Source organism: Pseudoduganella sp. UC29_71 (assembly GCF_042693265.1).
Classification (GTDB): Bacteria; Pseudomonadota; Gammaproteobacteria; order Burkholderiales; family Burkholderiaceae_D; genus Rugamonas.
On record NZ_CP170549.1, the window covers coordinates 2,206,529 to 2,218,704 of the forward strand.

7 protein-coding genes are annotated in these 12,176 nt (G+C 65.9%); 2 read left to right on the forward strand and 5 right to left on the reverse strand.

Annotated elements, in window-relative coordinates:
• Positions 1–4: 4 nt before the first annotated feature.
• The 4 genes from ACFJI2_RS09675 to ACFJI2_RS09690 all read right to left on the reverse strand — a co-directional run bounded on the left by ACFJI2_RS09675 (position 5) and on the right by ACFJI2_RS09690 (position 5,998).
• Positions 5–1,798, reverse strand: coding sequence for a putative bifunctional diguanylate cyclase/phosphodiesterase (locus tag ACFJI2_RS09675; RefSeq protein ID WP_377704802.1), 1,794 nt, complete (start codon positions 1,796–1,798; stop codon positions 5–7).
• An 84-nt stretch (positions 1,799–1,882) separates the two neighbouring features.
• Positions 1,883–3,169 carry an ABC transporter substrate-binding protein gene (locus ACFJI2_RS09680; protein WP_377704803.1) on the reverse strand — a complete coding sequence of 429 codons (1,287 nt, stop codon included), beginning with the start codon at positions 3,167–3,169 and terminating at the stop codon, positions 1,883–1,885.
• A 64-nt stretch (positions 3,170–3,233) separates the two neighbouring features.
• On the reverse strand, positions 3,234–4,439 hold the full coding sequence (locus ACFJI2_RS09685; RefSeq protein ID WP_377704804.1) for a D-amino acid dehydrogenase: 1,206 nt from the start codon (positions 4,437–4,439) through the stop codon (positions 3,234–3,236).
• Between the two features lie 71 nt (positions 4,440–4,510).
• Positions 4,511–5,998 (reverse strand): hypothetical protein, encoded by a 1,488-nt coding sequence (locus ACFJI2_RS09690; protein ID WP_377704805.1) that lies wholly within the window; start codon positions 5,996–5,998, stop codon positions 4,511–4,513.
• A 116-nt stretch (positions 5,999–6,114) separates the two neighbouring features.
• Here ACFJI2_RS09690 and ACFJI2_RS09695 point away from each other — a divergent pair, with 116 nt between their 5' ends.
• Both ACFJI2_RS09695 and ACFJI2_RS09700 read left to right on the forward strand, forming a co-directional pair.
• The gene (locus tag ACFJI2_RS09695; protein WP_377704806.1) at positions 6,115–8,418 is read left to right on the forward strand and encodes a TonB-dependent receptor domain-containing protein; all 2,304 of its coding nucleotides are present in this window, start codon (positions 6,115–6,117) and stop codon (positions 8,416–8,418) included.
• A 53-nt stretch (positions 8,419–8,471) separates the two neighbouring features.
• Positions 8,472–9,176 (forward strand): GntR family transcriptional regulator, encoded by a 705-nt coding sequence (locus ACFJI2_RS09700; RefSeq protein ID WP_107869163.1) that lies wholly within the window; start codon positions 8,472–8,474, stop codon positions 9,174–9,176.
• Between the two features lie 36 nt (positions 9,177–9,212).
• On the opposite strand, the gene ACFJI2_RS09705 is transcribed toward ACFJI2_RS09700, so the two are convergent.
• On the reverse strand, positions 9,213–12,176 hold the full coding sequence (locus tag ACFJI2_RS09705) for a DUF4982 domain-containing protein (RefSeq protein WP_377704807.1): 2,964 nt from the start codon (positions 12,174–12,176) through the stop codon (positions 9,213–9,215).

Genomic DNA, 12,176 nt, shown 5'->3' on the forward strand with positions numbered 1-12,176 from the left:
GCAACTATAACAGCCTTGCGCTGCTTGCATGCTCCACGTGCTCGATGAAGGCCTCCGCCGCCAGCGGCTTGGCGAAATGGTAGCCTTGCGCCACCTGGCAGCCCCACTCGCGGATCAGGCCCAGCGACTCGGCGGTTTCCACGCCCTCGGCCACCACCTGGTAGTCGAGTTCATGCGCCAGCGCGATCAGCGAGCGCACGATGCGCTGGTCGCGCGCGCTGGTGTGTACGTTGCGGATCAGGGACTGGTCCACCTTGACCACCGAGGCGGGCACGTTCTGCAGATAGGAGAAGTTGCTGTATCCGGTGCCGAAGTCGTCCAGCGCCAGGCTCATGCCGCTGGCGCGGATGTCGTGCATGGCTTGCAGGATGCCGGGGCTTTCCATCCACGTGCCTTCCGTGCACTCAATCTCCACGTAGCGCGTTTCCAGCCCGAATTCGCGGCAGGTAGCCGTCAGGCGTGCGCTGATGTCCGGTTCGTTGAAATTGTAGGCGGACAGGTTGATGGCGATCTTGATGGGATGGCCCTGGCGGTGCCAGGCCGCCGTTTGCCGGATGGCGGCGCGGACCACCCAGTCGGTGAGCGGTCCGATCAGCGCGGTCTTTTCAATCAGCGGGATGAATTCGGCGGGCGACACGAAGCCCAGTTCCGGGTGCTGCCAGCGCAGCAGCGCTTCGGCCGCGTGGCAGGTGCCGGTGCGCACGTCGTGCTTGGGTTGGTACACCAGGTGGAAGGCGTTGTCGGCCAGGCTCTGGTGCACGCTGTTGAGCAGCCGGAAGGCGCGCTGCTGGCTGGCGTCCGATTGCGGGTCGTAGGTGCTCCAGCGCTGGCGGGCGATCAGCGCCTGGTTGACGGCGGCCGACGCCTTGCGCGGCGCGTCCGTGGAGGACTGCGGGCACAGCTTGAACGGTACAATGCCGCCGAAGCTGTCCAGGTTGAGCGGCACGTTCAGCCCCAGCAGCGGCTCCTGCAGCGCGGCGTCGAGGCTGTGCACAAAGGCGATGAAGCCGGCCGAGGCGCTGTCCCGGGACAGCAGCGCGAAGCGGGTGTCGGTCACGTGGTACAGCGTGGCGCGCTGGCGGAACAGCGTGGACAGGCGGCGCGCCACCGAGCGCACCAGGTCGTCGTACACGGCGATGCCGAGCACACTGGCGATTTCAAAGGCCTTGGCCGCGTCGGGCATGTCGATGTACAGCAGCACGCGCTCTTCGCCCTCGGCGGCGGCGCATTGTTCCTTCAGGTCCGCCTCCAGCTGGAACTTGTTGGGGATGCCGCTCACCGCGTCCACGTGGCCGACCGCGCGCCGCAGTTCGATGTGGGACATCACCAGCGACGCCAGCCCTTGCAGCTTGCTGCGCTGCGCCTGGTCCAGGGTGCGCGGCTGCCGGTCGATGATGCACAGGGCGCCGATGGCAAAGCCGTCGCGCGTGAGCATCGGCGCGCCGGCGTAGAAACGGATCTGGTCCGGACCGGTGACCATGGGATTGTCGCGGAAGCGAGGGTCTTCATGCATGTCTTCGACCACCAGCACGTCGGTGGCCTGGATGGTGTGGTTGCAGAACGAGTCCTCGCGCGAGTCGCCGGGAGTGCAGAAGCCGGCGGCGGCCTTGAGCCACTGGCGGTCGCGGTCTACCAGCGAGATGTAGGCGCCCGGTATGCCGAACACGGTCATCGCCAGCCGCGTCACACCGTCGAAATATTCATTGGTCTGGCTATCGAGGATGCCCAGGCGTTCCAGTGCGGCCACGCGCTCCTCGTCCGAATTCCGCGTGATGATCCCGCCGGTATGTCTATTCATGGCTGTATGCAATATAAGTTTCTCTCCCTATATGATATAGCCGGAACTGAATGTCCGCTTTCGCCCTTATGGGTTAGGGCGGGCTTAGGGCGTGATGTCGCCGGTCCTGCCCCTGGAGCGCGCGTTTTCGATGTACTGGACGGCCCGTTCCGTGTCGTGCGGCGCGGCGAGGAACTGGCGCATGGCCTCATAGGCCGGCGCGACCAGCTCGGCCTTGGCGTCGCGGTCGAAGAAGTAGGTCAGTCCTGCAGCACCGGCCAGGATGGCGCGCGTGGCTTCGCCCAGCTGGATGGTGGGCGCTGCCGGGCTGGGTTGGGCCGGCATGGTTTGATCGGCCTCGGCGATCTGGCGCACCGATCCGCTCTCGGCCAGGAAGGCGAGGAAGCGCTTGCGGGCGGCTGGATTCTTGCCGCCCGCAGGCAGCACCAGCACGTCGAGCGGCGCTTCCTCGTAGGAGGGCATGGACGGCGAGTAGGCCGGAAAGGCGAAGAAACCGATGTCGGCGGCGAGCGCGTCGGGAAACCTGGCGGCGATAAAGCTCCCCGCCAGCACCATGCCCACGCGGTTGCGGTACAGGTAGGGCAGCACGCGGTCCATCTCCTGGTCCATGGTGGCTTGCAGGAAGTAGCCCTTGCGCAGCAGGTCGCCCCACACGTCGAACACCTGGCGCACCCGTGCGTCTGTGAAGTGCGCATCCCCGCGCAGCAGCCTGCGGTGAAACTCGATGCCGTTGATGCGCAGGTCGAGGTAGTCGAACCAGGCGGCAGCAGGCCAGCCGCTCCTGGCGCCCACGGCCAGCGGCGTGACGCCGGCCGCTTGCAGGCGCGCGCAGGTGTGCAGGAATTCGCTCCACGTGGCCGGCGGCTTCAGATCCAGGCGCTGGAACTGGGATTTGCGGTAGATGAAGCCCCAGACGTAATAGTAGAGCGGAAAGCCGTAGACTTCGCCGTCAATGCGCGTACCTTCGATGGTGGGGGCGTGGAACTTCAACTTCTTCAGCAGCGCGACCGTGGCGGCATCGAGCGGCGCGAGCAGCTTGTTCTCGGCCGCATCGCGCAGCCGCTCGCCGGCATACCAGAACGCCACGTCTGCGTCGCCGCTGTGTAGCCGGGCGGTGAAATCGCGCTTGTATTGTTCCTGGGGATAGCCCTTGTGCGTCACCTGGATGTCGGGATTGGCGGCGGAAAACCGGTCGATGATGCGTATCCACGCGGTACGCTGGGGCGTGTTGGAGACCACGTAATCGATCACCAGCTGTTCCGCTGCGGCGCCGGCGGAAGGCAGGGAAATCGCCGCGCACAGCAGTCTCGCCGCCAGCCATTTTCGGGTGCTGACGCTACGGGGGACAGACTTGGACGGAGTGGCATGCATGGGCGAAGTTTGTGCGCCTATGCGGGGCCTGTCAACTGCGGGAGCGCTCCACGGCGCGGGGCCGTCAGGGGCGCCGGGACTGCAGCACAGCGTCGGCCACGGCGTCGGCGGTGACGGCGGCCAGGGTCCAGCCCAGGTGGCCGTGGCCGGTGTTGTAGAACACGCCGGGCGCGCGGCCGCGGCCCACGCGGGGCATCATGTCCGGCATGGTGGGCCGCAGGCCGGCCCAGGGCACCACCGAGCGCGTGTTGACGTTGGGGAAGCAGCGCTCGACCCAGTCCACCAGCGGACGGATGCGGTCGGCGCGGATGTCGCGGTTCATGCCGTTGAATTCGGCCGTGCCGGCGATGCGCAGGCGGTCCTGGCCGAGGCGGCTGGCCACCAGTTTGGTGGCGTCGTCGAGCAGGCTCACGTGGGGCGCGCCAAGCTGGCTTTCCGGCGTGGTCAGGTTCACGGTGATGGAATAGCCCTTGACCGGATACACGTTCACGTGGTCGCCCAGCATGGCAGCGAAGCGGCGGCTGCCGGTGCCGGCGCAGATCACCACGCCATCGTAGCGGTCGTCCTGCGCGCCCACGGCAATGCCGTGCGTGCCGCGCGACAGGCTCTCGATAGGGCGCCCGTACACGCCGCGCACGCCGAGCCGCTCGCAAGCGGCAGCCATGCCGACCGTGAATTTATGGATATCGCCGCTGGCGTCGCTCTCGGTGTAGAAGCCGCCGTAGTAGTCGCCGGCCAGGGTGGGTTCGATGGCCCGCATTTCGGACGGCGTGACCGCGCGCCGTTCCAGTCCCCCTTGGGCCAGCAGGCGCGTCACCTGCGCCGCATGCTCGAAACCGGGCTTGTCGTGGTAGATGTGCAGGATGCCCTGGCGTTTCAGGTCGAACTCGATGTTCTCGGCCGCGGCCCAGGCGTACAGGTGCTGGCGGGCGGCCACGGCCAGGCGGGCCGTCTCGATGGTGTTGCTGCGGTAGCGCGGAATGGCGCGCACGAATTCGGCGAACCAGGACAGCTGGTGCCAGCTGGCCGCCGGGCGCACCAGCAGCGGCGCGTCCCGACGCCACATCCATTTCAGCCCCTTCACCACGGTGGACCAGTGGTTCCACGCCTCGGCGTTGGAGGCCGACAGCTGGCCGCCGTTGGCGAACGAGGTCTCCATGGCCGGATAGCGGTGACGCTCATACAAGGTGACGTCCAGGCCGCGCTTGGCCAGGGCATAGGCGGTGGTGACGCCGGTAATCCCGCCGCCAATGACTGCGATTGTTTTCATGGGTTGACCATATTACACGATCCTGGCCGGCAGCCGCCACATGGCCCTCATGCAATATGCAAGTCCGGACGTCAGATACCCCTGGCGCGGGCGGCCAGTTCGCTCGGCGTGGCCAGCAGGAGCATATTGTCGCGCAGGGCGGACAGGCTTTGCTGCCGGCGCTCGTTGCGCGCCTCGCCCGTTTCCTCGTCGCTGTTGGTGGTGCGCGCAGACTGATACGGCGCCAGGGCCGGCATCAAGTCGCGCTCCAGGCTGTAATCGGACGGCGTGGTCTTGTTGGATACTTGCTTGCCCAGCACGTATTTCAGCACCTGCTCGGACTGGCTGGCCGTTTGCTGCAGGGTTGCCTTGAACAGTTTGCCATCCTTGTAGCCCAGTTCGACGTTGCTGCTGGCACTGTCGTTGACCAGGTGGTAGTCGTAGTTCTGCGATTTCGGCGTGACGTCCAGATTCAGTTCGCCGCCTTTCTTGATCGGCTCATGGAAGCGCGCGCTCAGCTTGGCCTGCTGGTTCTGCGAAATGGAGCGGTTGTCGCGCCGCTCGCCTTCCGTGCGCGTGTTCTGCGACACTTCATATTCGAAACTGTCTTTTTCGCCCAGGCGCAGCGGGTTGGGCCACTTGGTGGCCTGGGTGACGGAGGCGCTGAAGTCGGCCAGCCCGGTGAGCACGGCGTGGTCTTCGGCCGCCAGCGTCCACTTGTTGTCCGGCAGGGACAGGCCAGTGTCGCGCGCCTCCGACCGGGTGGCGGTGCGGCTCATGTCGGAGAACGCGTCCTTGAACATGGTCATCAGCTTGGCGTCGCCATGGCCGCGCGCGGTGGCCTGGTCGAACTGTTTCAGATAGCTGTTGATGGCCTTGGTCTGCTGTTCCTTGGTGCCCAGGCTTTCCAGCTTGCTGGTGTCGATGTTCACCTCGGCCTTGCCGGATGCGCCGTCTATGCTCACCTTGCGCTGCTTGCCGTCCGCGTGGAAGTCCAGCGACTGGGTGCTGGGCGGCAGCGTGTCCTGTTTCACCTCGGCGTGGAAATCCACCGATTGCAGCAGTTGGTTGTCGAACTGGGCGAGGGCGCCCAGGCGCACCTGCGGCTCGTCCAGCGCCATGCCGTCGATGGCGTTCTGGAAACCAGCGGCCAGGTTGGACAGCGCCTTGCGCTCGTCTTCGCTCAGGTCGCCGCTCGCGCTCATCTGCAACGCCATGCCGTCGTCCAGGCTGGCCAGGCTCAGTTCCACCTTCACGCCGCTGCGCGTGGTGATGCTGAGGGTGAACTTGTTGTCCACCGCTTCCGGCAGCTTGGCCTGGTCCACCGGGAGCACGGCGCCGGCGCCGATCTGGCCCAGCATGGCGCTGCCCAGCTCCCTGAAACGGGCGGCGGTGGTGGGCGGCAAGGCAGCCTGGTCGGCTTCGCTTTGTTTGGCGGCAGCCAGGCTGGCGGGACTGAGCTTCACGATGGCGGAGGGCGCGGACCAGTCGTTAGCCGCGGTAGCGGTCTTCTGGGCGCCGGCGGCAGGCGGGCGCGGGGCGAGCGGCTGCCAGTTGGAGAGTGTGGAAATGGAGGTCATGTCTCCTTAACGGCAAATGTTGCTGTTAAGTTTAGCCCGTGTAAAATTACGTAATGACAATAGTTTGACGGGCGCCGCGCGGATAGAATGCGGACATCCATCATTCGACCTGTCCAATGCAAAAAATTCTCTTTACATGCTGTGTCGCCGGCAGCGCCGCTCTGCTCCCCGAAAGCGCCGCGCTGGCGCAATCCCAACCGCAATCCGCCGTCACGCCCGACGTGGTGGTGAAGGGCGCTCCGCCGAAGAAGGAACCCAAGCCTGCCGAAAAAATCACCGAAACCGGCGCACCGCTGACGTCGGTGACCGTGGCCGGCGAACGCCCCACCAATCGCATCGACCGCCAGGTCTACGACGTGAAGTCCGACATCGGCAGCACCAACGGCACGGCGGCGGACGCGCTGAACAACGTGCCCTCGGTGGCGGTGGACCCGGATGGCACTGTCACGCTGCGCGGCAGCAGCAATGTGCAGATCCTGGTGGACGGCAAGCCTTCGGCCATGATGCAGGGCGACAATCGCGGCGCCACGCTGAGCGCCATGGCGGCGGACGACATCGAATCGGTCGAAGTCATCAACAATCCCGGCGCGCAGTTCGGCAACGAGGGCGGCGGCGGTCCCATCCTGAACCTGGTGATGCGGCGCAACCGTAAGCCGGGCGGCTTCGCCACCATCAACGCCAACGCGGGCAAGGACGGGCGCTACAACAGCGCGGTGTCCGGCAGCTACAACGAAGGCGCCTGGGGCTACCAGGGCGGCATCAATGTGCGCCACGACGGCCGCAACTCGGTCGGCGAAACCGTGCGCGACCGCATCAATCCCATCACCGGCGCCATCGAGCACAGCACGCAGGACTCCGTGGCGCGCGGGCTGAACGATTCGGTAGGCCTGAACGGCACCGTCAGCTACAACCTGGGCGCCAAGGACACCCTCACCGCCAGCGCCAGCTACATGGCGCGCGGCAATGACCAGAACTCCAGCGAGCATTACACCACCGGCAACGCCACCGTCACCATCAGCGACTATCTGCGCACCACGCGGCGCAGCGGCGACAGCAAGAACTTCAGCTGGGGTGGACGCTGGGACCACAAGGGCGAGGCGCCCGGCGAAAGCATGAAGACGGACCTGCGCGTATCGAAATCCGACAACGACAGCGATACCGCCTACAGCAACGCCTACACCGTGCGTCCCTTCAACGCCCCGGCCGACCGCAGCCGCCTGTCCAACGACACCGGCAACCGCATCATCGACTTCACGGGCGACTACGAGCGCAACATAGGCGGCGGCTCGCTCAAGCTGGGCTACAAGGCCGCCAATACCAAGAGCACCTTCGACACGCTGTATGCCGACATCGACCCGGCCACGCTGGCGGAAACGGTCAACCCGTCGCGCACCAACCGCTTCAAGCTGGACGAAACCACGCTGGCCCTGTACGGCTCCTACCAGATGCGCCTGAACGACAACTGGGGCGCGCTGGCCGGCCTGCGCGCCGAGCATACCGACATGGACATCGAGCAGATCACCAGCGGTATCGAGGCGAAGAACAACTACATCAACTACATACCCAGCTTCTTCGCCACCTACAAGGTAAGCGAGACGGCCAATATGCGCTTCAGCTATGCGCACCGCATCCGTCGCCCGACGGCGAACGACCTGAATCCCTACGTGGTGTACCGCGACGAGTTCAACGTTGCCTCCGGCAACCCGATGCTGAAGCCGGCCAAGACCGATTCCTTCGAAGTGGGCTACGAAACCAAGATCGCCGGCCTGGAAAGCAACCTGCGCGCCTACTACCGCGACGAGAGCGACACCATCGTTGAGCGCAGCACCTTCATCAGCCCGAACGTGCTGCTCACCACGCGCGAGAACGGCGGCACCAGCCATTCGAGCGGCCTGGAGTTCACACTGAGCGGCAAGCTGACCCCGAAGCTGACGCTGAACACCAGCGGCAACCTGGCGCGCAGCGAACTGACCTCGCGCGACCTGAGCGGCGTGGACATCACGCGCAACGCCTCGTCGCTGAGCGGCCGCGCGCGCCTGAACTACCAGTACGACAGCGCCACGCAACTGCAAGCCATGCTGCAAATGCAGGGCAAGACGCTGACCGGCCAGGGCTACCGCGAACCCAGCCATACGCTGAACCTGAGCATGCGCCATGCGCTCACGCCGCAGCTGAACCTGGTGATGAATATGACCGACGTGCTGGCGTCGACCAGGATGGCCACCGTCATCGATACGCCGTCGCTCAAGGAAAACACGATACGGCGCTTTGACAGCCGCGTGTTCTACATCGGCCTGTCCTACCGCATCGGCGGCGCTTCGAGCGGGGCCGAGTCGCGCGGCGAGCAATTCCAGGGGCCGCGTCCGGGCCAGGGACCGGGCGGGCCGCCACGCGGGCAGGGACCCGGTCCCGGCTTCTGAGATCAGGCGCTGATATGTTAATATCCAAGCTTTAAATCAGCGCGCGCGGCACTATGGAAACTGCACCAATTCCGGGGACTTTTCAGCTGGACCGGTCAAGAAACGCAACGGTGCAAGTGTTTGAACATTTGCGGGAGCTTATCGTCACCCTGGCGCTTGAACCCGGCGCCGTCCTGCCGCGCAATGAACTGACGCGTTATTTCAATCTGTCTGCCACGCCCATCCGCGACGCATTGACGCGGCTGGGCGAAGAAGGCTTGGTGGACATCTTCCCGCAGCACATTACGCGCGTGCGCAGCGTCGACCTGGCGTCGGCGCGGCAGGCGCATTTCCTGCGGCTGTCCGTGGAGCTGGAAATGGTGCGGATGCTGGCCGAGCGGCCCGATCCGGCGTTGTCGCAGACCTTGCTGCAGCTGGTGGAGCAGCAGCGCGCCTGCCTGGCCACGGGGGACTTGAAGAATTTCACCCGCATCGATCTGACCTTCCATCAGCAGCTGTATGAGGCGGCGCAGCTGGAGCAGCTTTGGACGGTGATGCGCAGCAGCAGCGGCAACCTGGACCGCCTGCGGCGCCTGCACCTGCCGCTGAACGGCAAGGCGCAGTCCATCCTGGACGAACACGCGGCCATCGCACGCGCCATCGGCGCAGGCGATCCGGACTCGGCGCAGCAGTATGTGCGGCAGCACTTGTCCGGCACCTTGTCCGAGATTGAGGAGCTGAGGCTCAAGTATCCGAGCTTTATGCTGCCGAATCCTTGAGATTGGCGGGTTACGCGGCTGCGCCGCTAACCCGCCCTACGGCCGCTCGTAGAACTCCGCCTCGACGATGGACAGCACGCCTTTCGGCGTCTGGTTGGCCCCGGTGTCGGCGATGGACTGGTTGGCCACCTCGGTCAGCTTGATGGCGTTGCTTTCGTCGGCCACGCCGTTCAGCGCAATGCGCACGGTCTGCCCGGAGGTGGCGGCCAGCGGCAAGGTCACATAGCCGAGGTTCTTCGGCGTCATCCCTTCGTACACCTGCTTGCCGTCCACCTCGATGCGCAGCGGATAGCTGCGCTCGCGCCAGCCGGACAGCTTCAGCACCACTTCGCTCACCTTGGCCGGGCGCGCCAGCTTGAAGCTGATGCTGCCTTCACCCGGCTTGCTGGCCCACTTGGTGGTTTCGTCATCATCCACCGTGTTGCCCGCATCGGCCTGGTTGCTGGCCGCTTCCACCGCCGCCACCGGCACCGCCACGCGCGACACCTGGAACGATGGCGTGGCCGGCGTCGGCCCGCGCTGCAGGTTCAGCGGCAAGCCGTCGGCCGGGAACTGCGCCGACAAGCCGTCCTTCACCTGCACCGGTTTGGACACCAGCGTGAGCTCGGCAGCGGCCAGGCCCGACGATTTGGCGCGCAAGGTGATCTTGCCGGCCTGCGTGGCACTGCGCAGCAGCACCCGGTTCACGCCGCCTTCCACCGGGAGCGAACGCGACAGGATATGGTTGTTCGGTCCCTGCGCAATGCCGCCGCGCCATTCCGCCGGGCCTTGCAGCTCAAAGTCCACCGTGTTCAGCGCCACCGGGTTGCGGCGGCCTTTGGCGTCCACCACTTCCACCTGCACCAGCGCCAGGTCGGCGCCGTCGGCCTGCAGGCCCTTGGGCGAAGCGATGGAAGTCAGGCGCAGCCTGGCCGGCGCGCCGGCCGTGGCCAGCACGGCTTCGCAGATGGCCTTGCCCTTGGCGTCGTAGCCGACGGCCTTCAGCTCGCCCGGCTGCCACGCCACATCGTCGAAAGTGAACAGGAAGCGCTCGCTTTGACGGCCCGTGCCCAGCTTTTTCCCGTTCAGGAACAGCTCCACGCGTTCGGCGCTGGACACCACGGTCACCGGCTTCACCGTGCCGGGCGTATAGTTCCAGTGGCCGATAATGTGGGCGCGCGGCTTTTCCACGTCCACCCAGCCGTCCCACATCACCTGGTGCGCGTAGAAGCCGTCCTTCGGGATGCGCATGGCGTCCACTTCGCCGCTGCGGCGGTAGTTGTTGGCGCCGCGGTGGTGTGTGTTGGAGTCGGAGAAGATGATGTTCACGCCGCCGCTGGAGACGCGCGTGCCGGTGCCCGGACGCTGCTCCCAGTAGTCGAACCAGCGCTTCACATCCTCGATGGCGTGCGAATCCTGGTTGTGGTTGTAGGCCGGTGCAGGCTGGCCCTTGTGCGGCGGACCGTCGCCGTTCTTGTGGAAGGGCGCCGTGTATTCGTCCCAGTAGATGCGGGCGCCTTCGTCGCGCGAGTATTCCATGGCCCACATCGGGATGCGGGCGCTCTTGTTGATGTAGAGCATTTCGCCGCCGTATTCCGCCACTTGCTGCAGCCTGGTGCTGAGCATTTCGCGGCTGCCGGAGGCGCGCCCGCCGTGCGGGTCGAACTGGTCGCGCAGCGCCTTCATCTCCTGCATGTGCGCTTCGCTCACGCCGCGGTTGCCGCTCTCGTAGAACACGATGGACGGGTTGTTGCGGTTGTAGACGATGGCATCGCTCATGGCGGCGATACGCTGCTCCCAGCGGCGCCCGGTCACGTCGGCTTCCGAATCGCCGGCCGGCATGGCCTGCATCATGCCGACGCGGTCCAGCGATTCCACGTCCTGCTTCCACGGCGTGATGTGCATCCAGCGTATCAGGTTGGCGTTGCTGGCCACGGCGAGGCCGTTGCTGTAGTCGCTCAGCCAGGCCGGCACGGACATGCCGACCGCCGGCCATTCGTTGGAGGTGCGCTGGGCGTAGCCCTTCATCTGGATCACGCGGTCGTTCAGCTTCACCATGCCGTTGGCGAATTCGGTCTTGCGGAAGCCGGTGCGGGTGGTTACGCTGTCCACGGCCTTGCCGTCCACCTTCAGCGTGGTGACCACGTCGTACAGGTAGCCATAGCCCCAGCTCCAGAAGTTCAGGCCTTGCACGGCGGCGCTGGCCTTGACCACGGCGGTGGCCCCTGGCGCCACGGTCTGCGCGGGCGACGAGAACTGCCCCACCTGCTTGCCGTCGCGGTCCCTGATGCGCACTTCGTAGGTGAAGGTGCGCGCTTCCGGATATTCGTTGCGCACTTCGGATTCGGCGGCGATGGTGGCGCGGCGGCCGGCAATGTCGAAGTCGCGCGCGTAGACGTAGACGCCGGTGGTGCCCAGCGTGGAGTACAGCGGCAAGGTCTGGTACAGCTTGTCGGTGACGTGCAGGCGCACGTTCTTCGGCAGGCCGCCGTAGTTGGCGTTGAAGTTCTTGTCGGACCACTGGTAGCGCTGGTTGGTGGCCTTCTCGCGGTAGTCCCAGCTGTTGTCGGTGCGGACGGCCACCACGTTCGCGCCCGGCTGCAGCGCGGCGGTGATGTCGAAGCCGAAGGCGTTGATGCCGTTCTCGTGCAGGCCGATGCGCTTGCCGTTCACATACACCTCTGCCGCCTGGCGCGCGCCTTCGAACTCGATGAACACTTTCTGGCCGGCGGCGGAGGCGGGCAGCGTGAAGTGCTTGCGGTACCAGGCCACGCCGGTGCTGTGGTCAACGATGTCCTTGCTGAAGGCGTCATCCTCGTTCCAGGCGCGCGGCAGCGTGACGGCTTTCCAGGCACTGTCGTCGAACGCTTGCTGGGCGGCTTCCGCCGGATCGGCCACGGCGAGGCGCCAGTCGGGGTTGAAGTTGTAGGTCTGGCGTTCGGCGTGGGCCGGCAGCATCAGGCCGGCCGCGATGAGGGCGGCAGCCAGGCGCAGGCGGGGCAGGGTGTGGAGAGGATTCAT

Bases quoted from the DNA above. Each gene is read 5' to 3' on its own strand.
- ACFJI2_RS09675 (WP_377704802.1), bottom strand. From the start codon at position 1,798: ATGAATAGACATACCGGCGGGATCATCACGCGGAATTCGGACGAGGAG.
- ACFJI2_RS09680 (WP_377704803.1), bottom strand. From the start codon at position 3,169: ATGCATGCCACTCCGTCCAAGTCTGTCCCCCGTAGCGTCAGCACCCGA.
- ACFJI2_RS09685 (WP_377704804.1), bottom strand. From the start codon at position 4,439: ATGAAAACAATCGCAGTCATTGGCGGCGGGATTACCGGCGTCACCACC.
- ACFJI2_RS09690 (WP_377704805.1), bottom strand. From the start codon at position 5,998: ATGACCTCCATTTCCACACTCTCCAACTGGCAGCCGCTCGCCCCGCGC.
- ACFJI2_RS09695 (WP_377704806.1), top strand. From the start codon at position 6,115: ATGCAAAAAATTCTCTTTACATGCTGTGTCGCCGGCAGCGCCGCTCTG.
- ACFJI2_RS09700 (WP_107869163.1), top strand. From the start codon at position 8,472: ATGGAAACTGCACCAATTCCGGGGACTTTTCAGCTGGACCGGTCAAGA.
- ACFJI2_RS09705 (WP_377704807.1), bottom strand. From the start codon at position 12,176: ATGAATCCTCTCCACACCCTGCCCCGCCTGCGCCTGGCTGCCGCCCTC.